The sequence below is a fragment of the Hahella chejuensis KCTC 2396 genome (assembly GCF_000012985.1).
GTDB lineage: Bacteria > Pseudomonadota > Gammaproteobacteria > Pseudomonadales > Oleiphilaceae > Hahella > Hahella chejuensis.
In genome coordinates, this window is sequence record NC_007645.1 from 6,457,103 (window position 1) to 6,482,038 (window position 24,936).

General features: G+C 52.0%; 23 protein-coding genes and 1 pseudogene. 9 read left to right on the forward strand and 15 right to left on the reverse strand.

Annotated features, from left to right (window positions below):
- Positions 1 to 11: 11 nt before the first annotated feature.
- From HCH_RS28500 to eat, 4 genes are all read right to left on the reverse strand, one after another.
- Positions 12 to 1,175 carry an iron-containing alcohol dehydrogenase gene (locus tag HCH_RS28500; RefSeq protein WP_011400021.1) on the reverse strand — a complete coding sequence of 388 codons (1,164 nt, stop codon included), beginning with the start codon at positions 1,173 to 1,175 and terminating at the stop codon, positions 12 to 14.
- Between the two features lie 59 nt (positions 1,176 to 1,234).
- Positions 1,235 to 2,623, reverse strand: coding sequence for an aldehyde dehydrogenase family protein (locus HCH_RS28505; protein WP_011400022.1), 1,389 nt, complete (start codon positions 2,621 to 2,623; stop codon positions 1,235 to 1,237).
- Between the two features lie 64 nt (positions 2,624 to 2,687).
- Positions 2,688 to 4,067, reverse strand: a complete 1,380-nt coding sequence (locus HCH_RS28510; protein ID WP_011400023.1) for a glutamine synthetase family protein — start codon at positions 4,065 to 4,067, stop codon at positions 2,688 to 2,690.
- Between the two features lie 97 nt (positions 4,068 to 4,164).
- Positions 4,165 to 5,643, reverse strand: a complete 1,479-nt coding sequence (eat, locus tag HCH_RS28515) for an ethanolamine permease (RefSeq protein WP_011400024.1) — start codon at positions 5,641 to 5,643, stop codon at positions 4,165 to 4,167.
- Positions 5,644 to 5,909: 266 nt separating this feature from the next.
- Here eat and HCH_RS28520 point away from each other — a divergent pair, with 266 nt between their 5' ends.
- Complete coding sequence (locus HCH_RS28520; protein ID WP_011400025.1) at positions 5,910 to 6,383, forward strand: hypothetical protein; 474 nt, start codon at positions 5,910 to 5,912, stop codon at positions 6,381 to 6,383.
- Between the two features lie 12 nt (positions 6,384 to 6,395).
- On the opposite strand, the gene zapE is transcribed toward HCH_RS28520, so the two are convergent.
- A complete protein-coding gene (gene zapE / locus HCH_RS28525; protein WP_011400026.1) occupies positions 6,396 to 7,583 on the reverse strand; it encodes a cell division protein ZapE in 1,188 nt (395 codons plus the stop codon).
- Between the two features lie 70 nt (positions 7,584 to 7,653).
- Positions 7,654 to 8,547: a GIY-YIG nuclease family protein gene (locus HCH_RS28530; protein WP_011400027.1), complete on the reverse strand. Its 894-nt coding sequence runs from the start codon at positions 8,545 to 8,547 to the stop codon at positions 7,654 to 7,656.
- A gap of 250 nt (positions 8,548 to 8,797) precedes the next feature.
- On the opposite strand from HCH_RS28530, the pseudogene HCH_RS34925 reads away from it, so the two are divergent.
- The 4 genes and pseudogenes from HCH_RS34925 to HCH_RS34935 form a co-directional block, all read left to right on the forward strand.
- Positions 8,798 to 8,935 (forward strand): annotated as a pseudogene (locus tag HCH_RS34925) (type II toxin-antitoxin system HipA family toxin); the annotation flags it as partial.
- Positions 8,936 to 8,948: 13 nt separating this feature from the next.
- Complete coding sequence (locus HCH_RS28535; RefSeq protein WP_202945279.1) at positions 8,949 to 9,410, forward strand: hypothetical protein; 462 nt, start codon at positions 8,949 to 8,951, stop codon at positions 9,408 to 9,410.
- Between the two features lie 140 nt (positions 9,411 to 9,550).
- Positions 9,551 to 10,051, forward strand: coding sequence for a hypothetical protein (locus HCH_RS34930; protein WP_011400030.1), 501 nt, complete (start codon positions 9,551 to 9,553; stop codon positions 10,049 to 10,051).
- Complete coding sequence (locus HCH_RS34935; RefSeq protein ID WP_011400031.1) at positions 10,011 to 10,643, forward strand: hypothetical protein; 633 nt, start codon at positions 10,011 to 10,013, stop codon at positions 10,641 to 10,643. The genes HCH_RS34930 and HCH_RS34935 overlap by 41 nt, the downstream gene beginning before the upstream one ends.
- 32 nt (positions 10,644 to 10,675) lie before the next feature.
- Here the strand turns inward: HCH_RS34935 and HCH_RS28545 are convergent, their stop codons facing one another.
- Positions 10,676 to 11,551 (reverse strand): MerR family transcriptional regulator, encoded by an 876-nt coding sequence (locus tag HCH_RS28545; RefSeq protein WP_011400032.1) that lies wholly within the window; start codon positions 11,549 to 11,551, stop codon positions 10,676 to 10,678.
- Positions 11,552 to 11,698: 147 nt separating this feature from the next.
- Between HCH_RS28545 and HCH_RS28550 the strand changes: the two genes are divergently transcribed.
- The gene (locus HCH_RS28550; protein ID WP_011400033.1) at positions 11,699 to 12,133 is read left to right on the forward strand and encodes a helix-turn-helix domain-containing protein; all 435 of its coding nucleotides are present in this window, start codon (positions 11,699 to 11,701) and stop codon (positions 12,131 to 12,133) included.
- An 11-nt stretch (positions 12,134 to 12,144) separates the two neighbouring features.
- Here the strand turns inward: HCH_RS28550 and HCH_RS28555 are convergent, their stop codons facing one another.
- From HCH_RS28555 to HCH_RS28580, 6 genes are all read right to left on the reverse strand, one after another.
- Positions 12,145 to 13,458: an ATP-binding protein gene (locus tag HCH_RS28555; protein WP_011400034.1), complete on the reverse strand. Its 1,314-nt coding sequence runs from the start codon at positions 13,456 to 13,458 to the stop codon at positions 12,145 to 12,147.
- Positions 13,459 to 13,850: 392 nt separating this feature from the next.
- Positions 13,851 to 16,277 carry a TOTE conflict system archaeo-eukaryotic primase domain-containing protein gene (locus HCH_RS28560; RefSeq protein WP_011400035.1) on the reverse strand — a complete coding sequence of 809 codons (2,427 nt, stop codon included), beginning with the start codon at positions 16,275 to 16,277 and terminating at the stop codon, positions 13,851 to 13,853.
- Positions 16,278 to 16,503: 226 nt separating this feature from the next.
- Positions 16,504 to 17,259 carry an IS21-like element ISSpu5 family helper ATPase IstB gene (istB, locus tag HCH_RS28565; RefSeq protein WP_011395129.1) on the reverse strand — a complete coding sequence of 252 codons (756 nt, stop codon included), beginning with the start codon at positions 17,257 to 17,259 and terminating at the stop codon, positions 16,504 to 16,506.
- Positions 17,260 to 17,270: 11 nt separating this feature from the next.
- A complete protein-coding gene (gene istA / locus HCH_RS28570) occupies positions 17,271 to 18,812 on the reverse strand; it encodes an IS21 family transposase (RefSeq protein WP_011395130.1) in 1,542 nt (513 codons plus the stop codon).
- A gap of 493 nt (positions 18,813 to 19,305) precedes the next feature.
- Positions 19,306 to 20,172 (reverse strand): YicC/YloC family endoribonuclease, encoded by an 867-nt coding sequence (locus HCH_RS28575; protein ID WP_011400036.1) that lies wholly within the window; start codon positions 20,170 to 20,172, stop codon positions 19,306 to 19,308.
- A gap of 259 nt (positions 20,173 to 20,431) precedes the next feature.
- Positions 20,432 to 20,812: a hypothetical protein gene (locus tag HCH_RS28580; protein WP_011400037.1), complete on the reverse strand. Its 381-nt coding sequence runs from the start codon at positions 20,810 to 20,812 to the stop codon at positions 20,432 to 20,434.
- A 282-nt stretch (positions 20,813 to 21,094) separates the two neighbouring features.
- Here HCH_RS28580 and rph point away from each other — a divergent pair, with 282 nt between their 5' ends.
- Entirely contained in the window at positions 21,095 to 21,811 is a 717-nt protein-coding gene (rph, locus tag HCH_RS28585; RefSeq protein ID WP_011400038.1) for a ribonuclease PH, read from the forward strand.
- Positions 21,812 to 21,899: 88 nt separating this feature from the next.
- On the opposite strand, the gene HCH_RS28590 is transcribed toward rph, so the two are convergent.
- Positions 21,900 to 22,673, reverse strand: a complete 774-nt coding sequence (locus tag HCH_RS28590) for an exodeoxyribonuclease III (RefSeq protein WP_011400039.1) — start codon at positions 22,671 to 22,673, stop codon at positions 21,900 to 21,902.
- 81 nt (positions 22,674 to 22,754) lie between these two features.
- Here HCH_RS28590 and pyrE point away from each other — a divergent pair, with 81 nt between their 5' ends.
- Positions 22,755 to 23,402, forward strand: a complete 648-nt coding sequence (pyrE, locus tag HCH_RS28595) for an orotate phosphoribosyltransferase (protein WP_011400040.1) — start codon at positions 22,755 to 22,757, stop codon at positions 23,400 to 23,402.
- Here the strand turns inward: pyrE and HCH_RS28600 are convergent.
- A complete protein-coding gene (locus HCH_RS28600) occupies positions 23,399 to 24,178 on the reverse strand; it encodes a sulfite exporter TauE/SafE family protein (RefSeq protein WP_238384942.1) in 780 nt (259 codons plus the stop codon). The genes pyrE and HCH_RS28600 overlap by 4 nt on opposite strands.
- Before the next feature lie 83 nt (positions 24,179 to 24,261).
- Between HCH_RS28600 and HCH_RS28605 the strand changes: the two genes are divergently transcribed.
- Entirely contained in the window at positions 24,262 to 24,906 is a 645-nt protein-coding gene (locus HCH_RS28605) for a hypothetical protein (RefSeq protein ID WP_011400042.1), read from the forward strand.
- Positions 24,907 to 24,936: the final 30 nt, after the last annotated feature.

Consider the following 24,936-nt stretch of genomic DNA (forward strand, 5'->3'; position numbering starts at 1 on the left):
TCTCCCTGTCTTCAAAGACGTCCATGTACCGCGTTTCTGAAGATGTCGGCGTACCGGCTCGCATCAAACGCAACGGGATTGCCGCCGGAGGAAGGGTCTTCCACCGCCATGGCGCCGACACGGTCCGCATCATTATCGTCAATGCCGATCGCGGACAATGCGTGCGGAATACCCAGGCTTTCACGCAGCGCCAGCACCCAGTTCAGGAAGCCGTCGAACCCGGGCTCAGACAAGTCCAGGTAACGCACCAGACGAGTAATGCGCTCTTCAATCGCCTCGCGGTTCGCCTTCAGCACGTAAGGCATGAGAATCGCATTGAGCAGACCATGATGCGCGTTGTACAAGGCGCCCAGCGGGTGCGCCAACGCATGCATGCCGCCAAGCCCTTTCTGAAACGCCGTAGCGCCCATGCTGGAGGCGACCAGCATCTGCGTGCGCGCCTCGATATCGCCGCCGTCAGCGACGGCGCGGGGCAAATAGTATTTCACCAGACGGATGCCCTCCACCGCAATGCCTTCCGCCAGCGGGTGATAGAAAGGCGAACAAAATGCTTCCAGATTGTGGGACAGCGCGTCCATCCCCGTGGCTGCGGTAATGGGCGGCGGCAGGCCGACGGTCAGCTCTGGGTCCAGAATCACCAGCGCCGGCAACATGCGCGGATGGAAAATAATCTTTTTGACGTGCTTGGCGGCGTCAGTGATCACCGAAGCCCGACCTACTTCCGAGCCAGTGCCCGCGGTAGTGGGAACGGCGACCACCGGCGCCATGCCGGCTTCATTGACGCGGGTCCAGTTGTCGCCGATGTCTTCGAAATCCCACAGGGGACGATCCTGGCCGACCATCAGCGCCACCGCTTTGGCGGCGTCCAGAGCCGAACCGCCGCCGAAGGCGATCACGCCATCATGGCCGCCGGCGTGGTAGGCGGCGACGCCAGCCTCTACGTTTTCACCAGTAGGGTTGCCCTGAATGTCCGCGAACAGGCCGCATTGCAGTCCGACGTCCTGACAAAGGCCGATGGCGCTCTGCACCATCGGCAAGGATTTCAAACCTGGGTCGGTTATCAGCAGAGGCGACCGCATGCCGAGGTTACGACAGAGTTCCGGCAGTTCCCGGATACGTCCGGCGCCGGTGCGGATGGCGGTCGGATAATTCCAATTGGCTTGTAGTGCGCTCATGTACAGTCTCTCTAATACGCTCGTTAAGGTTTTTGTTTCGCCATTGTCTATGACTGGCGTTACAGCATCTTGATATGGAAAGACTTGGGCCGGGTCAGGGATTCATAGCCCAGCTTGGACAAGGTGCAGCCGCGCCCGGAATTCTTCACGCCGGTCCAGGCCAGCGCCGGGTCCAGATAATCGCAACGGTTGATAAAGAACGTGCCAGTCTCGACCTGCTCGCCCAGCGCCACGCCCGCGTCGATATCGCGCGTGAAGATTGCCGCGGTGAGACCAAACTCGCAGTCGTTCATCAGCGCCACGGCTTCCTCATCGGACGTCACTTTCTGAATACCCACGACCGGACCGAAAGATTCTTCAGTCATGACCCGCATGCTGTGATCAACGTTGGTCAGCACCTGCGGCGCCAGATAGGGCGTTCCTTCCTTGTCCATTTCAAAGTCAGCCGGATTAATATGGGCGACCGCGCCCTGCTCCACGGCTTCGCGCACTTGTCCCCGAACGAATTCCGCCGCGGAAGCGCGCACCAGCGGCCCCAAAGTGGTGTTAGGATCATCGGAACGCCCCAAGCGGTAACTTCTGACCAGGGCCACGGCTTTCTCCACAAAAGCGTCGTAAACGGATTCATGCACATAGATGCGCTCGATACCGCAGCAAGACTGCCCGGAGTTGAAGAAAGCGCCGTCGATGGTGGTTTCCACTGCGTGGTCAATATCCGCGTCCGCGCGGACATAGGCAGGGTCTTTGCCGCCTAATTCCAGCCCTACGCCAATAAAGCGACCTGCCGCCGCGCGCTCCACCATCGCGCCGCCAGGCACAGACCCCGTAAAGGCGACGTAATGAACATCCGGCGAGCCGATCAGCGCCTCGGTATCCGCATGAGTCAAATGTAGAAATTGAAACACTCCATCCGGCAGGCCCGCCTCACGGAACGCCTCGTAGATGCGCTCCGCGCACAAAGGGGTTTGCGCAGAATGCTTAAGCAGTACGGCGTTTCCGGCCAGGATCGCCGGCACAATGGCGTTAACCGCCGTCAGATAAGGATAGTTCCAGGGCGCAATCACAAAAGCTACGCCCAAGGGCTCACGTTTGATATAGCGGCGAAAGCCGGGCTTTTCATCCAACTCTATCGGCGCCAACGCTTCTTCCGCGACATCAATCATAAAGCGGGCGCGCTCTTCAAAACCGCCCACTTCTCCCGCCGCATAGCGAATGGGTCGTCCCATTTGCCAACATAGTTCCTCCGCAATGGCGTCACGCTTGGCGACAAAAGCATCCACCATCTTGCGGCAAATATCCCGCCGTTGCGCCAGCGTGGTGAGTTTCCACTCGCGCTGCGCTTGCGCCGCCTTAGTTGTGGCGGCGGCGATGGCGGCTTGATCAGCGTAAGGACGCTCAACATAGAGAGATCCATCCACAGGGGACCAAGTTTTCTGCATAGTGCTCATCTTCGATTCTCTTACCTTTACTTAAAGGATAGTCGTGGGACTGAAGGTCATTCTGATCGTCGCGCTAGATAATCTCGAAATAACGCTCCAGCTCCCAATCCGTAATATGGCGACGGAATTCGCGGCCTTCCCAGTCACGGGTGGCGGCGTAATGCTCAACAAACTCATTACCGAATAACTCACGCGCCGCTTCCGAGCGGCGCAAAGCCGCAGCGGCGTCCACCAAGGTGGACGGCAACGCCAGCTGTCTAGGATGCTCCTGATCGTAGGCGTTACCGGACACCATGGCTTCCGGCTCCAGTTCGTGCTCGATACCGTAAAGACCCGAGCCGAGAGACGCGGCCAGGGCGATATAGGGATTGGCGTCGGCGGAGCCCAAGCGGTATTCGACCCGCTGCGACTTGTCCGAGCCGGGTATGACCCGCAATGCTGTGGTGCGGTTTTCGCAGCCCCAGGTGGCGTCGGTCGGAGCCCAGAATCCAGGCACCAGGCGAGAGTAAGCGTTCACGGTTTGCGCCATCATCGCCAGCATTTCCGGCATCAGCTTTTGCTGTCCGGCGATAAAGTGACGCTGCATCTTGCTCATGTTCATGGGCTGACCGGCTTCATAGAAAGCCGACTTGCCGCTTTCTTTATGGCGTAGCGACATGTGAATGTGCCCGGATTGGCCGGGATAGTCGTTGGACCACTTGGCCATGAACGTGGCCATCATGTTCTTACGCTGCGCCCATACCTTGGTGAAGGTCTTGAACAAAGCCGCCTTATCCGCCGCTGCGCAGGCTGAATCCACCGTCAATGCCGCCTCCAGGACGCCGGGACCGGTTTCGGTATGCAGCCCTTCCAAGGGGAAGTCCATCTTTTCACAGAGGTCCAGCAGTTCATGGTACAGCTCTGCATGAACCGAATTACGCAGCATGGAGTAACCAAAGAAGCCCGGCGTGATCGGCTCAAGGTTGCGATATCCCTTGGCGCGGGCGGAATGAGGCGTTTCATTGAACATGAAGAATTCATATTCAAAGGCGGCGTAGACATCCAACCCCATGTCTTCAGCACGGCGCAGTACTCGCGACAGGACATTTCGCGGGCAGATGCGGGCGGCAGGACCGTCAAAGTCACACAGAAACAGCAACATGCCCGGTTCAAAGGGAATGTCGCGGCAGCTGTCCGGCAGGATTTTCACCGAAGCGTCCGGATAGCCCGTATGCCAGCCCGTGTATTTGACGCCAACATTCTCATAGAGCTGATCCTGTGAATCCCAGCCCAACACCACGTCACAGAAGGCGAAGCCGTTTTCCAGTGAGGAAAAGAACTTCTCCTTACTCATATATTTGCCGCGCATGACGCCATCGTTATCAAACAACCCGACCTTCACATGGGTCAGATTGCGCTCTTCCACAATCCGTTTGGCGTCGGCGATCGTTTTTACGTCTCTTGTCTTTATCATTTCTAATCCGCCTTGTTGTGATTCTTGTTCAGTCCTGTTGCAGATAATGATCCTGGAGCCGGCGCGCCGGCCCCGCAATCCCTTGTAGCCAATTAACTCAATTCAATTCAGCCTCGGCCTTGGCGATGGCTTCAAACTCTTCTTCAGGGGCCTTCGCCACCAGATGATGACGACTGTAAAAGGCGAAATACGCCACCATCACCGCATAGAATACGGCTGACCACATCGCCGCCTCACGGCTGACCAGGAAGGTGCTGATAAACGCAGCGACGGACAGGACCAGCGCAATGCCGGTCGTCAATATGCCGCCGGGCGTACGATAGGGACGGGGCATGTCCGGCTCTTTCACTCGCAGAATGATGTGCGACAGCATCATCATGGCGTAGGAGATCGTGGCGCCAAATACCGCCATGGTGATCATCAAGTCTCCTTCTCCGGTCAATGACAACAGAAACCCGATCACTCCGGGCACCACCAGCGCCATTGTCGGCACTTTGCGATTACCGGTTAAGGACAGCCAGCGCGGCAGGTAACCAGCGCGGGACAAGGCGAACACCTGACGGGAATATGCGAAGATAATGGAGAAAAAGCTGGCGATCAGACCCGCCAGGCCTACCAAATTGACAAAGGTGGCCATGGCCGAACTTTCGCCGTAAGCGTGCTGCAGAGCGCCCACTAACGGCGCGCTATGATCTTTCATCAAGTCCGCGCTGGAGCCTCCGGGGGCCAGAAACAGCACCAATCCGCCGAATATCAGCAGAATCACCATGGCGGAGATAATGCCCTTGGGCATATCACGAGCCGGATTCTTGGTTTCCTCTGCGGCCAGGGGCACCCCTTCCACCGCCAGGAACAGCCACATGGCGAAGGGAATCGCCGCCCAGATGCCGAAGTAACCCTGCGGCAAAAACGCGCTGGCGCCCACGGCGGATTCGTTAACCGCGATATCCGTCAGGTTGGCGAGTTCGAATTCAGGCAACATTCCCAGGATAAACACCAGCAAAGCCGCCGCCGCGATAGCGGTGATAACCAGCATGATCTTCAATGCTTCGCCAGCGCCCCACAGGTGAATGCCCACAAAAACGACATAGAAGGCAGCGTAAACCAAAGGTCCGTTAAGTCCGAACATTTCTCCCACATAACCGCCAATAAAAATGGCGATAGCCGCAGGCGCAATGGCGTATTCGAGAAGGATGGCGGTGCCGGTGAGAAAGCCCCCGAGCGGGCCCATGGCGCGGCGGGCGAACCCGTAACCGCCGCCGGCGGTAGGAATAGCGGAGGAGAGCTCCGCCAGGCCGAATACCATGAAGGTGTACATGGCGGCCATCAGAAGCGTGGCGATAAACATGCCGCCGAAACCACCCTGCTCCAGGCCAAAGTTCCAGCCGGCGAAATCACCGGAAATCACATAAGAGACGCCAAGACTGGCCAGCAGAATCCATCCCGCCGCTCCCTTTTTTAATTGGCGTTTTTCCAGATAATCATTGGATACATTCTCATAATCCACCGTTCCGACATGAGCAACTGAAGGCGCAATGCGGTTGTCAGACGCTGTGGCAGCGGACGTTTCGGCCATGGGTTGATCCCCCTGTTTATTGTTGTTTACTAGGACGACGCTCTATCTCCGCAGAGATGAGCGCGCAGGCTTCAAACACCAACCGATTCTAGGAGGCCCCAAAAAACCCAGCAAATACAATCACTTTCGTCGAAAAGCTAGTATTAGGGAAACTTATAGTGCGCTGAAATGACGCGCCGGGCGCGTTATCCGCATGCCCTGAAAGGGGAATTGAAATAAACTGCCGGGAGAAGATTTACAGCAAAACGGGGCCAAAAGGAGGCATTGTGCTGGAAAAGATAAACGCCTGGATCGACGACACCAACCGTAAGAACTACGATCGCCGCCGCGCCTGTACGGAGTTCGCCCAGGCGTTCGCTGGCTTCTACGCGCCAGAATTCCTGGCCAGCGCCTATTTCGTAGTGACCGACGATATTCCCAGACCCGACTTTCCGGAACTGCGTCAAATGGGATTCGGCGACTTTATGGATATGCCCGCCAGCGGCACTACCTATAAAGACACTTACTACATTAGGTCTTCAGCGGTTTCTGCGTTGCGAGTGCATTTTCATGAGTTAGTGCACGTAGTGCAGTGGCGTGAGCTGGGCGCGCTGAACTTTATCCAGCGTTACATGAAAGAAATTCTGACCTGCGGTTATGCAGACGCCCCCTTGGAGATCATGGCGTATGATCTGGATAAGCGCTACGGCGCGAAAGTCGACGCCTTTGATATACCTGAGTATGTCATCAGGAACCTGTAGCCCAACACCAAGTCAGGCCAGTTCCGACGGCTCGCGCAGACGTTGATACTCCTGCGATCCCATTTCCAGCAAGCGGCTGCGGGCGCGTTCAAACTCAAAGGTCAGCGCGCCGCGAGTGTAAAGCTCCGCCAGAGGCGCGAAGGCGGTCATGTAAAGTCGCACTTTGCGCTCATACAACTCATCCACCAGCGCAATAAACCGACGCGCCGCATCATCTTTACGCGACAACAGCACAGCCCTTTCCCCGGTTGCGCCGGAACCGATGCTGCCATCTTCCGTGCCTCGCGCCTTGATCCTCTCGTAGGCCTCGCCGCTTAGCGGTGGAATATTGAGAAGAATAATCAGATCGAAGCGTTCAGCGATATCAACATAATCCAGATGACTTCGCGGCCCTTCGCAAAGAGCCGCAAAATCGAATGCGATCCTCCGCCCGGCGCGAGCCACATAGACGATATCGCGGGACAGCACCTTCAACGTACGCGGTTTGTCTCTATCCGCCACTAACTCAAAACGCTGCAGCAAGTCGCCCTCGACATCAGACAACTCAGACTGGTCACGCTCGACAAAATAAATAGCTTCCGGCTGCAATGCGCGTTCACGGTGGTCCAGCCCGCCATCCATGTGCAAGGTTTGCGTATGCGCCTGGATCGCAGCGATAGCAGGCAGAAAGCGAGAACGCTGCAAACCATCCCAATACAGCCTTTCCGGCGGCGTATTACTCGTCCCCACCAGCGTCACATTGAACTCAAACAGCGACTGCAGCAGCCCGCCCAGCAACATGGCGTCGCCTATATCCGAGACGAAAAACTCATCAAAGCAAAGTACAGAATAGCGACGGCTGAAGTCTCTGGCGATGCGTCGCAAAGGCTCTGGCGTTCCACTCAATGCCTGCAGCTGCCGATGCACTGACGCCATGAAATGATGAAAATGTTGACGCAAAACCTGCTCTGGATTGAGGCTGGCGACAAAGAGATCCATCAAAAACGTCTTGCCCCGCCCCACTTTGCCCCACAGATACAACCCCGATACATACTCAGACTTCCCCACCAACCACTTGGAACGACCGCCAGCGCCAGCCAGCCGCTCGTACAATTCCTGCAATGCATCCAAAGCCCTCTCCTGAGACGGATCAGCCTGAATCTCACCGGCGTTGAGCAATGACTCGTAGCGCTGTTTGGGGTTTGTGGGAGTTGTGTACATCTCAACGTAGTTGTGAATTCTATAATTAAAGGGGCATCAGAAGAGATCTATGCAATTGCGATGGTCAGGGCTACTTCGCCTTTTCCGCCCTGGATATTTCTTGCTCTTCCGCCGACTTCAGATCCTTGCCTGTCGCATCCTTCCACTCGATAAGTCCATTGGCGCTTCGCCCCATAATGACAGCAGCCGCAGCCGAAGGACTACTAAAGAGATAATCTGCTGTGAAAAGTAACTTTTCGCCCGACATGCCTAATACTCCGGTTTCTATCAGCTCATCTCTTAATGCTTTGAAGCCTTTAGGAAAGGACGGCACAGTATCCACAGCAGCTTCAGAGCTGGCGAACACAACAAATCCATCACTCGTACGCCGCCCCCGACCACTGGCTCCTCTGGCGCCTTTCACATAAAAAACATCTGGTGATTGCGCCGATGCGTCATTCGCTTTCACTAAAGGTTCAAACACCCTGAACCCCATCGTGTTGACGAGGATTTTTATATACTCAATAAACTCTTCCATCTCCGCTTGGTCAGGCTCTGAAATGGCGCTTCGGGTAGGCGTATTACCATTTTGAATATCAAATCGGCCAGCCGTTTTGGCAATATCGCAAAGCCTGGATTCAAGGTACTTAATATGCGCCTTATTTAAGTTCTCATCTTTGCTGGTAAATACCACCGACTCATTCCAGAATTCTTTGTCTGACACATGCTTTACAAGACGCTCATAGGCATTTTCAGTTTCTCCCACATAGGCTTTGGGTTTAGCTGTGGGAGAGTCTGCTCGTCCGAAGAGTATGTATACAGCAGTTCCTTTCAGGTCACTGCGATCAGCACAATCTTTTACTTTTGCTCTCGGAATACGGTAGGCCTTGCCCGTCCAGTTTGATATTTCACATACCATCCGACCTTCCGGGTCAGCGTCCATCAAAAACAGCTTTATCGTCTTTCCATACTTCTTTGCGTACATGGCTTTCCTTAATCCTGAGCCTCTACAATCTAAAGAAATGCAGCAATCCTAACTGAAAGCCGGCTTTTAGCCATATGAATTTTCTGTCCTATTCAGGCAATAAAAAAAACCTGTAATCACAGGGTTTTCTGATGCTATTAACATGGCAATGATATTGACATGTTAATAGCCAGGCGCATGAATGCGCCTGCGCGGCGGCTAGCCGCGGGAGACAAATAGAAGGAAGCTATTTGTCTGCCTGATTAATAGTAAACGCTGTTCAGGCCGCCTGCATAGGCACAGTGCTTGCGGGTTGCTTGATACAGACTTTCGAACCCCAAGTTTAGATTATATTGACTTGAGCAAAGCCAGTCGTCAGTTGTGTAAATCCCCAGCCGCCGGACAGCTTTTCTGCCAGCCCTGTGATGCGCTATCTAGCCCTTATTATTGATGAAGCCATGGCGCAAGAAGGGGCATTAAAAGCCACAAGCAAAGGCAACTTACCGGCTAAGTTAGTCAAACAGACCAGTGAGTTATTGCCTGAGTTTTCAGTTGCTCAATTCGAACGTGACATAAGTATCAGTGAGTTTGCGGGCAGTAACGAAGATAAATTTAATGCCTTGCACTACACCAGAGTGCCAGCCGAAATTAGTGGTATTATTTATCGACGTAGCGGTCGTTACCATGTGAAAAGAGCAGCGCAAAAACAGTATCAGGCTTTAGGTATACAGGCATTTTTCAAACCTATGTTAGAAGCTGCAATCAGCAAATATAACTGGGGGTATTTGGACGGCTTTCCCCGATTTGCTATTGGCATTCCCTACGGACGATTACTTTTCACCGGAAAGAAACTTATGCATGCTCATCGAATCACGGTTTATTGAGCGATTTTTACAGTTTTGGGTATTTGTGACGATTGATCCAAGGCGTTATATAAACGCTGAACCTGTCGCCAGAATGGTTAAGATCCAACCTTTATTAAAGCAATCCTTTCAATTCACCATTAACGTATAAAAAGGTTATCGTGAGCGAATATCAATACTATAAATTCGAGCGTCTGGATGGGTATTTAGACGCTAAAGCACGCCAAGCTCTCAGAACCATTTCAAGCCGCGCCGAAATCAGTGCAACGTCATTTCAGGTGTATTATCACTACAGTGGTTTAAAGGCTGAGACATACAAGGTGATGCTAAAACACTTCGATATTGGATTTTACTACGCTAATTGGGGCTCCATTGATGCTTACATCAAGCTACCAGCTGGAACGATCCCTGATGCGTTACTTGGCTTTTCACGCGATGGGCTTCATGTTCATCAAAGCGATGAGTGGCAACTGCTTATTTTCTCCATCAAAGAATATTACGAGTATTTTGACGATGAAGATGCAGACGATTTCTTTCATCATCTAGCGGGCTTGCGTAGCGCCTTAATACAAGGTGATTGGCGTCTTGTGTATTTTATGTGGCTCAGAGAGCTTGACTTTAATGATGAACTTGAAGCGATACCCTTATCATTTCGACTTTGATCAACTCAGCGAAGGGTTACTGGCATTTTCTGCGCTGTATGACGCGCCCTTAGCTTTGGTTAAAGCGCTTGCCATGGTGCTGAACGCAAAACCAAGTCACCAAGCTAAACGAGCTCAGTTTCAGTTTGATGCGTGGCTACATAATCTCACTGAAGCGGAGAAAAATACGCTATTACGCACGCTCTTTGAGCAAGGCCAGTTAACCCGTCACCAAGCCTTAGCGATGACGCAAAAAACGTCTACTAACAAAGATGAAGCCTATCAGTATTGGTTAACGCCCGACGTGATTACCCCTTACATTGAACAAGCTCAAAGCCAATTACAGCAAGAGCAAGCCGAAGCGCTCGCAAAAAAATTAGCCATCGAAAAAGCGGAAAAAGAAAAAGCGTTGTCAGAGATTTATAGCCAGCGTGAGCGCCGTTGGCAGCAAGCACAAGAGCAAGCGAATCGAACTTGCGCCAGTGGCTACGATGAGGCATCACGCTATCTGCATCAGTTATTCGAAGCCTATCAGTTCAAAGGAGATGTAGCTGCATTTGAACAGCGCTTAAGCGATTTATTGCGGCCAATAATAGTCGTAAAGCGCTGTTAAGTCGGCTGAGTGATTTGCTATAGGGGCGGCTTTTACGCCCCTTTCTGTAGCACAAACATGTGATACCCAAACTCGCCTAAGTAGCGTTCATAAATTGCAATTTCTTGCTCCATATCCGCAATGGCGGTTGACGTTGGCATGCTCGCTTTTACCTCAGCAACCCGTGCTTTGAGTGGTTGGTAATAATCATGCCATGCCTGTTCACTCAGGGTGAAATGGTCGATTACCTGAAAGCCTGCTTGGCGTATTTGCTTCAAGCGTTTTTCGACCTTTTGCATATCGGGGTATTCACCCTTCCAGAACTCTACAGCCTCTGGGTTTGGGCCTTCGGTTAACCATACCAAATCACTGAGTACCATGTAGCCGCTATCGGTCAGGAATGTGCGCCACTGGGTTAACGCTTGCTCGACACCCATAATGTAAGCAGCCGCTTCCGACCAGATGCAATCAAAGCTTTCAGGTGTAAAGGGCGGTTCCGTCATGCTGGCACAGCTTAAGGTCACGCGCGCATCTAATCCTTGCGCAGTAAGGCATTCACCCAGTTCATCAAGGGCGCTTTGTTCATTATCCAGCGCAACAATTTGTGCTTGGGTATGCTGAGCCAACAAGCGGGTTGAAAAGCCTTTGCCACAGCCAATATCAATGATGCTAGTGGGTGTGATAGGCAGCTTTGACAACGCTTTAAGCGAATCGGCATCACAGCCTGGCCCCCAGCGCTCTAGGGTTTGGAACACCGTCATAAAGTCAGCCATATATTGATCGTGTTCGTTCATATCTTTTGACAACCATTTCAAATGCAGGGCTTGTTGTTCATTAAAGCCTTGCTGCTGTAACCAATCCAGATGGGCATCTGGCGCTGATTTATCGGTCTGTTGATGCCAAAGGCGAAGCGAGCCTTCACCCAGCAAGGCTGCGAGTAAATCGCGTGCCTGCTGCTTTTAGGCTATTTCTTCATCCAACTGCTGCAAGCGCTTTTCAAGCACAGCGTGCTCCACTTTGCTGTCTAAAAAGGATTTATTAATCCGGCGCCGATATAAGCATGATACAATGCCCGCATGATTATAGATGATGCTCGCTCATTACCTGCCGCCGCGCAGGAAGAAAAAAGAAAACAAGCCGTGCGACTGCGCAAGCAGGGATACAGCTATCACGAAATAGCCGATAAGGTCGGCGTCCATAACCTGACGGTGGGGAAATGGATCAGAGCTTATGAAGCGCACGGGTTTAGCGGGATTAAGTCAAAGCCCCGCGGACGAGAGCCCGGTTCAGGACAGCGACTGACGCTAACCCAGGAGAACCGAATCAGGCTTTTGATTACCGATAACAGCCCGGATCAGCTCAAGCTGGAGTATGCGCTTTGGACCCGTAAGGCGGTGCAGCAGCTCATTGCGCAGGAGACGGGAGAACAGCTGGCGATCCGAACGGTCGGCAATTATCTGGCCGCCTGGGGGTTCACGCCGCAGAGACCGGCGAAGACCTCGAGATTATAGGCAAAGCGCTTTTACCATCTCTGTGGCAAATACTGGGTGAAATACAAGGGCATCACGATATTGGTTTGCTCTAGAGTCGATGAGCCTTGCTTGCCAGTTAACTTAAACGTTTTGCTTGGTGCGCACTTTTCAACGTACGACGTCAGCGATTTTGCTCTTGTACGTTTGCCACTTTTTACTTCAACAGGGATGATATCCCCTTCATCTGTCGCCAAAATAAATTCGATTTCGGCGCGGGCGTCATTCCATGAATAACTTGGGTCAACGCCAATGGCGGTGAGTTCTTGCTGCACAAAGTTTTCTGCGACATACCCTTTGTATTCATAGTTTTGTTGCTTGATCTCTTTATAACTGCTACCCAGCATATGATTGAGCAGACCCACATCAAACAGAAACAGCTTGACCATATTCTCTTTTTTATAGGCCGCAAGAGGTGATTTCGGCAATCCTTCAATGAGATAGTTTGGCAAGGCTAAGCGGCAACAGTTAAGCCAATGGATTGCGGTTTCAAAATCGCTATAACGAGATTTACGCTCCTGAACATGTTTAAATTTAAAGCGTTTAACGGACTCATCGCTCACAAGTGATAGCTGCGCTGGAATGCTATTGAACACCGATTCAATCAGTGTGGCATCAACCTTGCCCGCGTATTTACCAAAATCGCGGCGATAACCTTCAACTAAATCGGCATGAATTTTAGTGACTCTTTCAACACGTTCTAAAATGCTTGATTCTTTATACTGATACCAAGCAGAAACTGCTTCCGGCATACCACCAGTAAAAAAGTAGTCCGTCAGTTTATCCATCAATTTAGTGTGCACTGCCGGTGTGCTTGCTTGGCCATCAAAAGCTTTGATCAGCGCTTGCTCGTTTGATGCGTAAATAAATTCTTGGAAGGTCAGTGGTCGTAAATTGTATTGTTCTACCTTGCCAACAGGGAAGGTGTTGAGCAAACCAATGTTCGAGCCGCTGGCCGCGACAAAATAGGAAGGTGCTTTTTCAGCAAAATACTTTAGTGAGGTAACGGCGCGTTCACATTCGCCAATTTCATCTAAGATCAGCAGATCTGTTTCTGGGTTGAACGCCTGATTGGTCAACAGCTCAATGTTCATTAGTAGCTCGTCAGGCGACAGTGAGCCATCGAACGCTTCTTTGTAGGCGGGATTTTCAAGAAAGTCGATACGAAGAATGTTGGCAAAGGAGTTACCAAACAACTCTTGCAGCAGATACGTTTTACCCGTTTGCCTCGCGCCATCTATCAATAATGGCTTGCGCATAGGTTGGTTTTTCCATGCAATTAGGGCATTGAGTAAGGTGCGCTGCATTGTCTTTTCCTGCCAATTAAGATTGTTAAGCAGCCTATACTATAACCTGATTTACACTTTTACGCGCAGAAAAGTGTGGATTTTTACATTTTTATGCGCATAAAAGTGTTGTGATGTTTGCTTTGTTTCTGATCCGGCAGCATTCATAGTGAAACTATATTTTCAATATCATGATAAAAATGAAGTTATAGTTTCACTTTTTCTCCGGTTTTAAGCTGTAAACCACCAAATTGCTAAAAACTCGAGGTAGAACGAGCCTAGATCTGAGCAGTTCATGTCGATCCGATCGACATATCAATTTCATGTGTCGATTTTTTCTGGTTTTTCGACATGAGCTGTCAGAGTAAAAATTTATACATATGCAAAGTGATTTGTATAAAAAATCATGTTTTTTATACATATTTAGCCATAAGTTTAAAGTAACTTATCGCCACTTGGGCATTTGGGGCCCGTGCCGTGGGCTGGTTGTTATTGTCGTTACCAACATATTGAAGGGTGTAGCCCATTGCTTTGTAGCTTTTCTCTCGTTTCTTAAACATGCGTTGCAACATAGGTAGTGCGCAGTCCACATAGTCGTGAATCGTCACTTGTGTTTTTCCTTCAGATTCACGATGGATACGACCCGCATATTGAGCCAAAGTACCTTTCCATGCGATTGGCATGGCCAAAAACAAAGTATCCAATCTGGGAAGGTCAAATCCTTCACCGACATATTTTCCTGTTGCGACGACGACTTGAGCAGATTGCAGATGATTGTCTGCGTTCTTTCGCTCCGCAGCTTTCATAGCCCCTTTCAGCACGATGGCGTTAATATCCATCTCGACAAGTTGAGTGTGTATGTACTCAGCGTGCTCTCTCCGTTCTGTTAGTATTAACGGGTGTCCGCCATTTTGAACACACTGGAATGCGTCGGAGATAATCTTTGACGTGCGGCATTCATTATCGACAAGCCAACGGTAGGCATCGGTTATTTTTGGTCGTTCATCTGTTTGTACTAACTCGGCAGGCGGTGCATCGTAGAACTGATGTATGATGACTGTCTGAGTAAACTGTTCGTCAGTGCTGCTTTTAACTTTGTAGCGAATTGGACCTGCCGCCATAAAAATGATTTTTTGGCGCCCATCTTGTCTCTCTGGTGTCGCTGTTAGACCCAACACATATTTTGCTCTTACCTCGTTGAGCACCATTTCAAACCTTGGCGCTGATAGGTGATGGCATTCATCGACAATGATATGGCCGTAGGCCTGTATTAAATGTGATATTGAGTTGTCCTTCTTATTGACCAAGCTTTGATAAGTGGCAATATCGATAACGCCACTCGGTTTTCTTTTGCCTCCACCTACACTTCCAATGTTCACATCAGGCAAAAATGTGCGTAATCGCTCGTGCCATTGCTCAAGCAGTTGACGGCTATGGACAAGGATCAGCGTGTTTACTTTTCGTTTTACGATCATGCCAATGGCTGTAACCGTTTTTCCAAATGCCGTTGGGGCATGCAAGATACCGAAGTCATGCTTACTGATAGCGGCTACCGCTTCACGCTGGTTTTTTCGCAATGTAAAGGTAGGAGCAAGTTTGATGAGTGGTTTGCCTGCTTCGCGCTTATCGTCAAATTGCATAGAGATATTGTGTTCTTGTAACAAAGCTATCGCTTCATCGAGACAGCCCCGCGGTAGTGCTAAATAACCGTTTTCAATGTGTGCACAAGAAATAAATCTTGGAATGCCATGAGTGGAAAATCGTAACGCTTGCGTTTTAAAAAACACTGGATTCGAAAAGCAGGCCAATCGCTTTAGCCCTGCCAGCAGCGGCCCAGGTAAATCGCTCATCAAAAAATAGATGTAGTTCGCAAGGGTGATGGTAATGCTTTTTGGCGGATGCTCTAATTTAATTGGGGCGGTTTTGGCGGTAATTTCCCACGGAGGGCGGTTGTCTGCTAGCCCTTGTTCAGACAGTAATAGGGTATTTGGTGAAGTTGTCGTGATGAGCTTATCAACACGTGATTGAGTTAGCGTTTTAAGCTCAGAAAGATACAGCCATTGATCGTCAATGGTATTTAACTCGCTATCGACAAAACAGCTATGGCCTGAAAGCCGAGCTTCTTTTTGAAGTGGTAACGCAATGAGATTGCCAAATCCGCCCTCAGGAAGAAAATTTTGGTTCGGAAATAGCCTGTCATAAGAGCCAAACGAAAGATTTGGAAATATTTCCATCGCCTTATCAAGCAACGAAAAACCTAATGCCCGAGCTTGGTTGGCAGGAATATTGGTTTCAAAAAATATCCATAAGTGCGCTCCGTTGCCTGAACGCGAGATTTCTATGGCATGGGGAATATCGAATTCTTGGCATGCTCTGGACATCGCTTTGACTTCTTCTTGCCAACAGCCTTTGTCAAAATCAGCTGCCAACAAATAACAAGTATTGTCTTTCAATAACGGATAAAGGCCAACGACTTGATGACCGGCAAGATGGCGATAAATAGTTTGTTCGTTTAATTCACTAAATTTTCGGTGCGTACAGTCTTGGCACTTTATGCGGGGCTTGTTGCAGACTCCTGCGATCCACTCATTGTCACAAGCAACGGCATAGCCACTGCGACCCTGCTTGTTTTGCCAACGGTTGGCGAAGATATCCTCTCGTCCGCGGAATAGTTGTCTGAAGATGGCAATTTTTTGCTCTGGGGAAAATGTCTGTATCGGACGATCGCTTTGAGCGTCAAGCAAAGAGTCTCTTAGCGCGAGGAGCTGCTGCTTTTCGTTTTCAAGCTCAACTAGCCTGTTATCAATAGCAGATATATCTTGGTAGCGAGCGTCATTCATAACAAGTGATTCTTCGCGCTAAGCATTATAAAGCACGAACTTACGGTGGCGTGATCACGTCAATATATTCTGGGTTGTCTACCCAAATGCTTTTAAGGTTGATAGTGCGATAATTCTCATGGTGCGTAAACCGCTGAAGGTTGCCACCCATTCCACGTGAAGCCTGCCACCCGGACCGGAGCAAGGCTGCCACCCATCGGAGCGTAGCGACGCGGGGTTTCTCTTCTTACTCCAAAGTCTCGGCGCCCGTCAACTTTGCCTGCTGTTTCCGCATGGACTCGCCCCTGAGATTGATCTTGTAGGCGTTGTGAACCAGACGATCCAGAATGGCATCTGCGAGGGTCGCGTCACCGATCAGTCCGTGCCATTCCTCAATGGGTAATTGGCTAGTGGCGATGGTGGAGCGCCCTCCGTGCCGGTCTTCCAGAACCTCCAGCAAGTCTCTTCGGTTCTCCGCGCTCAGCTTCATCAGCCCCCAGTCATCCAGGATCAGCACGTCAACCTTGGCGAGGCTGGTCAGGAGTTTCGAGTATTGGCCGTCGCCTTTGGCAATGATCAGCTCCCGCAACAGTCGGGTCAGGCGCACATACTGTGCGGTGTAGCCTTCCCGGCAGGCCTTATGCGCCAGGGCGCAGGCCAACCAGGTTTTGCCGACCCCGGTGGGGCCGGTGATGAGCACGTTCAGGCGCTCCTTTACCCACTGGCATCCAGCCAGTGACTGGACCAGTCCTTTATCCAGGCCTCGTGAGTTCCGGTAATCCAGGTCTTCGAGGATGGCGGCGTGTCGCAGCTTGGCCCGGCGCAACCGGCTGCTCATGCGCTGGTTGTCCCGCTCGGTCATTTCCCGGTCGACCAGCAATCCAAGGCGCTCCTCGAAGCTCAGGTCGCTGATGTCGGGGGTGGCCGACTGATCCTCCAGGGCGGCGGCCATGCCGGTTAACTTGAGAGCGTGGAGTTTATCCAGTGTGGGATGTTTCAGCATGTCAGGTTCCTTTAGTGGTAGTAGGCGGGACCGCGGATGTTGTCGTGGGTGTCGGGCAGGGCCAGCTCCTGCTGCTCTTCCAGAGGTTGCTGATCCAGGCGATGCTTGAGGATGGACTCAATGCTCTTGTAGCGGTAGCTACCCAGCGTGAGCGCCCGTTGGCAGGCGGCTTCGAGCCGTGTCTCCCCATAGCTCCGCCCCAACCGGAGAATGCCCAGGCAGGAGCGGTAAGCCTGCTGTGGGTGTTTGCGGGCGCCCAATGCGGTGCGGATAAGCTTCTCCGTCGCCAGCCCGGTCTTGGCCGCCCAGGCGATTAGCCGCTCCGCAGACCACTCACCGGCTTGGCGATGGGACTCTGGCATGTGAGCGGCGATGGTGCTATGCCGGCCCTTCTGATCCGAACGCCGATGGCTGGCGATCCGGTTGCCTCGGTAGAAGCATTTGATGGTGTTGTGGGTCATCCTGACCTCCACCTCTTTCTTGATCAGGGTGTAAGGCGCCGAGTAGTAATGCCCGTCGATGGCGATGTGGTAGTCGATGTGTACCCGGGCTTTCCTCCACTCAGCGTAGACATACGGCTCTGCGGGTAGCGGTTGTAGAACCGGTTTGTCCAGCTGTTTGAAGTGATCGAGCCGGCAGCCGGGCAACTTACGGAAGGGGCGGTTGTTGAGCGTCTCCAGTAGCTCACGAATGGTGGCGTTGAGTTGCCCCAGGGAGAAGTGCTGACGGTGGCGCAGGGCCGCCAGGATCCAACGCTCGACGATCAATACGCCGCCTTCCACCTTGGCCTTGTCGCGGGGCTTACGAACCCTTGTCGGGACAATGGCGACGCCATAATGGGCGGCCATGTCCTGATAGGTTGGGTTGAGATCCGGTTCGTAGCGGTGGGCCTTGCTGACACCGGAGCGAAGGTTGTCCGGAACCACCAGTTCCGGCGTCCCGCCCAAGAACTCGAAGGCCCGGATGTGGGAGCCAATCCAGTCTGGCAACGACTGGCTCCAGGTGGCTTCGGCATAGGTGTAATTGGATGCGCCCATCACCGCCACAAAAACCTGTGCTTCATGGATCTCACCGGTGGTGCGGTCAATAACGGGCACGGTGTGCCCGGCATAGTCCACAAACAGCTTCTCACCGGCCCGATGGTCCTGGCGCATCACCAAGTCCAGCTTGCCGCGCCAGATTCGGTAGTGCTCGCAGAACCAGCTGTATTGGTAGCCGTTCGGATTGGCTTCCCGGTACTCCTGCCAGAGCAGGAACAGGGTGACGTTCTTGCCCCGGAGTTCTTCGTGGATTCGCCGCCAGTCCGGAATACCCCGGGCCTGTGCTGGCAGGTCTGGCGGCGGCGGGAAGAGCAACTGCTCCAACTGGGCTCCACTCAGATTCTCTGGCAACGGCCAGCTAACATCCGCTTCGGCGGCCCGTCGGAGATACTCGCTTACGGTGGGGCGGCTGATGCCGCAGGCTTCTGCAACCTGCCGGTTGCTCAGCCCTCGCTCCCACTTGAGGCGAAGGACTTCTTTAATTTTACGCATGGATAACCTCTTCGCTGGCATCTGGCCCTCTCCGGATGAAAAGGGTCAAGAGTACCGTTAGTTATCCCGCGCCGGACGTTTTGATGGGTAATTCAGGCAGCGTGCCGGGGTGGCAGCTTTACCGTGGAATCAGTGGCAGCTTTGCCGTGGAATGGGTGGCAGGCTTCGTCTGGAATCAGTGGCAACCTTGGTCTGGAATACGCATCATGGAGTAGATGATAGTCCCATCATGATACTGCTACAAGAATCTCAATTTTGATTGAACAATCAGATGTAGTGGGAACATGACGTGGTACCAGTATGCCAAAGTATCGCTTGCAAAGAGGTTGACATAAAGTGATTACGGCCCATCCTGCCCCATTCCTTGGGGCAGGTCGAGTTTCTTTCATTCAACTTCTAAAGCCGCGTTGCCTCATTGCCCCAACTGCCTACGGTAAGTGAGCAAGTGGGCTGCCCACCACTTAACAGGTAGTTTTCAACGGACATCTGCAAACCGATTGGGACGGGAAAAAAGCTATTCGACGTTCTGAATCTGCTCCCGCATCTGCTCGATCAGCACCTTCAACTCTACGGCGAACTGAGTGGTCTCGGTGACCAGGGATTTTGAGGATAGAGTGTTGGCTTCGCGGTTGAGTTCCTGCATCAGGAAATCCAGGCGGCGGCCCATAGGCTCTTTTTTACCGAGGACTTCACGGACTTCGTGAACGTGGGCGTCGAGACGATCAAGTTCTTCCGCTACGTCGGCTTTCTGGGAAACGATGACCAGCTCCTGTTCCAGACGGGCGCTATCCACCGCCAGCTCCAACTCTTCGAAGCGGGACTTCAGGGCTTCGTTCTGACGCTCCAGAATGATAGGCATTTTTTGGCGCACGCGGCCGACAATATCGGTGATCGCCGTCAATCTGTCTTCCAACATGGGACGAATGCGATCGCCTTCTCGCTCACGGGTTTTCACCAGGCTTTCCAGCGTCTGTTCGAAGAGGCTAACGGCTTCTTCTTTCACCGGCTCCAGATCCGTTTCTTCAGACACCAGCACGCCAGGCCAGTTGAGAAAGTCGAAAGCGTTTATATGCGCAGGATTGTCCAGAATACGGTTGATCTGATTGACTGCCTGATTCAGTTCGTTGGCGAGCCCCAGATTCACCTGATAGGAAGGCGTCGCCTGCGATTCCTGCTGAAATTTAAGCTGACACTCCAGTTTGCCCCTTTGCACATACTGGCGCATAGCCTCCCGCAAAGCGGGCTCAATTTCCCGTAAGACTTCAGGGATTCGAAACATGGGCTCCAGATAACGATGGTTTACCGAGCGCACCTCCCAGGTGAGCACACCCCATTCTCCTCTGGATTCCTGCCGTGCGTAAGCAGTCATACTACGAATCATAAAGTCTCCAATCGCGATTCCTGAATGTTGAAAAAGACGGCGCGCCGACTTTCCGTGATGAGCAATACAGCCGGCGGCAGGTATATTATTTTCGGCGGTTCAGGTTGCTGCAGCGATAGGTGAACGGCATGACGTCTTGCGCCGTCGCGGAGCCTGAGCCGGCCTCATTGAATAATAGTCGTTTAAATTAGATGCAGATAGTCAGAGATGGCGATCCTACAGGACCGCAAAATATGCGGCGTTTTTAGCGCAAACCAAATTACCAGTTATCTACCTGCCCCCTGTCGAATACCTTACCGCTAGCTACCGACGAATGCCAAATAAATATATTTTCCCGATAAACGTGAGTGCGCTTGCTGATTGCTTCCGCCAGCGCTTCGAACATCTGGTGAACTTTACCTGAATCGATCATGTCCGCCGTCAGCAGCTGAACCTGAACCGGATGGCTGTGGGTTTCCTGTAATCCGGCCACCCTGCCTTGATGAGCGTAGTGCCCTGGTGAAAGGTATTCCCAGGTGATATACACATTATCGACGTTGATATTTACGCTTTCCGCAAACTCCTTACTAATTCCCTCCAGCACCCTCGGCAAATCAGTGTCATGAGCTAACGGTAGCGACTTAATTTTAACTACCGGCATATAACCTCCTGAAAGGTTAACTCAATGAATTTTTCGGAATGGAAAATCGCCCCGGAATAGATGAAAAACCCGGCGCCTCCTCAATCACAATAGCACAAGTTCAGGCGCCCATTCATGCGCATATTGGCTCTGGCGCAACTATTTTTTCAGTATGCCTGACGACTGTTCCGGCAGCGAAAATCCTTCTTTTGCGGCCCCTTCCAAACCGAGTCGTTTACTTATTCATATAGGTCTATCGTGCTACAATCCGCCCCCACATGAATCAAAGAGAGCCAATGCATTATGAGACCCAGCGGAAGACAGCCCGACCAGACTCGCGACATTAAGATCACCAAGAACTACACGAAACATGCGGAAGGCTCCGTGCTGGTCGAGTTCGGCGACACCAAAGTCATCTGCACCGCCACGGTAGAAAACGGCGTCCCCCGCTTTCTGCGTGGAGAAGACCAAGGTTGGGTGACGGCTGAGTACGGTATGCTGCCCCGCGCCACCGGCACCCGTAATCAAAGGGAAGCCGCCAGAGGCAAGCAGGGCGGTCGCACCCTGGAAATCCAACGACTGATCGGTCGTTCCCTGCGCGCAGCGGTGGATCTGAAGAAAATGCCGGACATTTCCATCACTATCGACTGCGACGTCATACAAGCTGACGGTGGCACCCGCACCGCCTCCATTACCGGTGGATTCGTCGCCATGGCGGACGCCATCAACAGTCTGCTCGCCAAAGGCCAGCTAAAAAACAATCCGATTCTGCACAAGGTCGCCGCCATTTCCGTAGGCGTGTACGAAGGCGTCCCCGTTGTGGATCTTGATTATGATGAAGATTCCAAGGCGGAAACGGACATGAATGTCGTCATGACGGATCAGGATGGATTTATTGAAGTGCAGGGAACTGCGGAAGCAGCGCCATTTTCAAGCGCGGAGCTGACGGCAATGCTGGATCTGGCAGGCAAGGGCATTCGCCAGTTGTTTGTAGCCCAAGAAGAAGTGCTACAAAGCTAAAAAGAGAAAAGGGCGGACGGCGCCGCAACGCCGACTGCTTGACCGCGTCCCGCCAAATAGGCGGGGCGAGGCTCCAACAAAGCCCGCCCTAGAAGTCTACGTCGTAATCGACGATCAATGGCGCGTGATCGGAGAACCGGGTTTCGGTATCGATCCAGGCCCGTTTGATAGCGCTGCGCAGTCCTTGCGTGGCGATCTGATAGTCCACTCGCCAGCCCGAATGCTTACGCCAGCCTTCCGCTGATTCCGGCCACCACGTGTATTGGTTCTTTTCCCGGTTGATCTTGCGAAATGCGTCTACATACTGCATTTCATCAAACACCTGATCAAACCAGGCCCGTTCCTGCGGCAGAAAACCGGACACTTCCAAGCGGTGATAGCGGGGATTGGCGTCCGTCACCAAGTGAGCAGTCTGGAAATTACCGCAGAAAATAAACTGCCGACGCTTACGCAACGTTTTCTGCAGATGATTGCCGAAAGCTTCCAGATACTCTTCTTTAGCCTGTTGTTTTTCGTCGTCCATCAATGCGCAGGGAACCATCAAAGAAGCAATGCTGACAGCGTCAAAGTCGGCCTGAATAAAAGCGCCGTTCATATCCGCCGGAGCATAGGAAAAACCCATCATGATGGCTTTGGGAATCTGTCGGGTATAAATGCCGACCCCGCCGTCCTCCAGCTTTTCCGCATCCAGAAAATAGGGCTCATAGCCTTCGGGACGATATTTGTCTTCGTCCAACTCATAAACCCGCATCCTGTGGTCCTGCACGCAAACGACGTCAGCGTCCTGGCGCGCCATCCACTCGAAGAATCCCTCTCCGACTGCGCGCTTCAGTCCGTTTACGCTGATTGTTACTACCCTCATAGATGTTACCTATAAAAATTTGCGTGTATGATACCTAATTCATATTTACTGCAAAAGAATCCAAGGGCTAAAGAAACTCTTATGCACGACTATCAAAAAGCGTTTATTGAGTTCGCCATTCAGCGTGAAGTGCTGAAATTCGGCCAATTTACACTTAAATCCGGCCGCAGCAGCCCGTACTTTTTTAACGCCGGATTATTCAACACATCCACAACGTTAGCGCAAATCGGACACTTTTATGCGGCGGCCTTAACTTCCAGCCCGCTGCAATACGACATGCTGTTCGGGCCGGCTTACAAGGGCATTCCCCTGGTTTCCGCTCTCGCCGTTACGCTGGCCAACGAAAAAAGCATGGACGTTCCCTACGCCTTTAACCGCAAAGAAGCCAAAGCCCATGGCGAAGGCGGCGTCATCGTTGGCGCTCCGCTGAAAGGCAAGGTGCTTATCGTGGACGATGTAATTACTGCAGGCACAGCCATCCGTGAAGTCATCTCGATCATCAAGGCGAATGGCGCGGAACCCGCTGGCGTGCTCATCGCTCTTGACAGGCAAGAGCGCGGACAGCATCAGTTGTCGGCGATTCAAGAGATAGAGCAAAACTACCAGATTCCCGTCACAGCTATTATCCAGCTAGATCAAATTCTCGAGTTTCTTAAGTCTGACCCGCACTTTTCCGACAACTATAAGCAGGTTGCCGAGTATCGTGCCGTTTACGGCGTCCAAAGTTAATTCGTAACTTCCACTAAACGCAAATCAGGCAGCCACCCGGCTGCCTTGAACATCAGACTGAACCCAACCAGTATCGTCAGCACTTCAAACGCGCGCTTCACCATTGCGCTGCCTTTGGCGATGGACCAATGCGCGCCAAGATACCCGCCAGCCAGCGCACCCAAAATAAGTGGAATAAGCCAGTCCCAACGCACTTCCGTCTGCAGCGCCAGGGAAAGAGCGCCCGCTCCATTCCAGAAAACGCCGACTAGAACCAATGTATACGCCACCGCCCCTTGATAGCTTAGCCCGAACCACACAATCAGCCACAATGTGACGAACAAACCTGTCCCGGACGTAATAGAACCATTCAATCCGCCAATACCGAACAGCCCCAGCGCGCCAGTGATATACCCCAATGCAGAGCGGTTCTTGCTGCTTTCCTGCAAGCCCAACTGGGGCGAACGCATCGAATAAACACCCAACCCTGTTGTCAAAAGTCCCAACGCCATTTGCGCCGCATTGTCGTCAACGCCCAGAATAACCTGAGCGCCCAATAAAACGCCTGGGATACCCGCCGCCAAAATGAATAAGGCAAAACGCCAGTCCAGGCCTTTCTCCCGCAAATGGCGAAAGGATGCGCCTACACCCAACGCTACACTCGCCACCTTATGAGTAGCCAAAGCCACCGAGAAACTCAAGCCTAAAAATAACAACGCGGGTAGTTGCAGCAAACCAGAGCCGCCACCAGCCAAAGCGGATAGTCCGTTGGCAATTAATGAAATTATGAATAACATTATAAAAGTCATGCTAATTCCGATATGACCTTTAAACCCACTAATCAGGGGTTACCCAAGCGAAGTAACCATAATATAACTACATGATGCCATTAAAAAAAATCAGGGGAGCCAAGATTGCCGCAGGCGTACTGCTCTGCTTGATGTCGCTAACATTCGTACAAGCCGAAACTCTATTTTATCGATACAAGGACCAAAACGGCACATTAGTGTTAGGGAATTCCGTTCCACCGGAGGCGGCGAAAAAAGGTTACCAAATTGTTGATGCATTCGGCCGCGTAATTAAGGACATCCCCGCCGCATTAACTCCAGAGCAGATTATCGAGCGCGACCGCAAGCTGGCGGAAAAAGCGCAAAAGGAAGAAGAAGCCCGCAAACAACGCGAAGCGGATGAACTCCTCCTGCGGCTTTTCAGCCATCCGGATGACGCCGTCCGAGCCCGCGATCGTAAACTACAGGAACTAGACGGATTAATCAGCCTCAAACGCAATAATATTGAGGTGCTGGAAAAGAAAGTGGCGGCCCAAGAGTCTCGGGCAGCGGACGCGGAAAGAGCGGGACGCGCAGTTCCACAGGATTTAATGGATGACATTCAGCGAGACACTAGCCAAGTACAACGGCTGCAAAGTGAAATCGCCGCTCATGAAAAGGATCGTCAAGAAACAACCGCTGATTACGCTCAGAAAATCGAGCGTCTGAAATTCCTGCTTGAGAAAATAAACAACTGATCCGCCTTTCCGCGAAACCTAACCAAAAGA

Coding starts and splice junctions, on each gene's coding strand:
- HCH_RS28500 (WP_011400021.1), bottom strand. CDS start 1,175: ATGAGCGCACTACAAGCCAATTGGAATTATCCGACCGCCATCCGCACC.
- HCH_RS28505 (WP_011400022.1), bottom strand. CDS start 2,623: ATGAGCACTATGCAGAAAACTTGGTCCCCTGTGGATGGATCTCTCTAT.
- HCH_RS28510 (WP_011400023.1), bottom strand. CDS start 4,067: ATGATAAAGACAAGAGACGTAAAAACGATCGCCGACGCCAAACGGATT.
- eat (WP_011400024.1), bottom strand. CDS start 5,643: ATGGCCGAAACGTCCGCTGCCACAGCGTCTGACAACCGCATTGCGCCT.
- zapE (WP_011400026.1), bottom strand. CDS start 7,583: ATGTACACAACTCCCACAAACCCCAAACAGCGCTACGAGTCATTGCTC.
- HCH_RS28530 (WP_011400027.1), bottom strand. CDS start 8,547: ATGTACGCAAAGAAGTATGGAAAGACGATAAAGCTGTTTTTGATGGAC.
- HCH_RS34935 (WP_011400031.1), top strand. CDS start 10,011: ATGATGAACTTGAAGCGATACCCTTATCATTTCGACTTTGATCAACTC.
- HCH_RS28550 (WP_011400033.1), top strand. CDS start 11,699: ATGATTATAGATGATGCTCGCTCATTACCTGCCGCCGCGCAGGAAGAA.
- HCH_RS28555 (WP_011400034.1), bottom strand. CDS start 13,458: ATGCAGCGCACCTTACTCAATGCCCTAATTGCATGGAAAAACCAACCT.
- HCH_RS28560 (WP_011400035.1), bottom strand. CDS start 16,277: ATGAATGACGCTCGCTACCAAGATATATCTGCTATTGATAACAGGCTA.
- istB (WP_011395129.1), bottom strand. CDS start 17,259: ATGCTGAAACATCCCACACTGGATAAACTCCACGCTCTCAAGTTAACC.
- istA (WP_011395130.1), bottom strand. CDS start 18,812: ATGCCAGCGAAGAGGTTATCCATGCGTAAAATTAAAGAAGTCCTTCGC.
- HCH_RS28575 (WP_011400036.1), bottom strand. CDS start 20,172: ATGATTCGTAGTATGACTGCTTACGCACGGCAGGAATCCAGAGGAGAA.
- HCH_RS28580 (WP_011400037.1), bottom strand. CDS start 20,812: ATGCCGGTAGTTAAAATTAAGTCGCTACCGTTAGCTCATGACACTGAT.
- rph (WP_011400038.1), top strand. CDS start 21,095: ATGAGACCCAGCGGAAGACAGCCCGACCAGACTCGCGACATTAAGATC.
- HCH_RS28590 (WP_011400039.1), bottom strand. CDS start 22,673: ATGAGGGTAGTAACAATCAGCGTAAACGGACTGAAGCGCGCAGTCGGA.
- pyrE (WP_011400040.1), top strand. CDS start 22,755: ATGCACGACTATCAAAAAGCGTTTATTGAGTTCGCCATTCAGCGTGAA.
- HCH_RS28600 (WP_238384942.1), bottom strand. CDS start 24,178: ATGTTATTCATAATTTCATTAATTGCCAACGGACTATCCGCTTTGGCT.
- HCH_RS28605 (WP_011400042.1), top strand. CDS start 24,262: ATGATGCCATTAAAAAAAATCAGGGGAGCCAAGATTGCCGCAGGCGTA.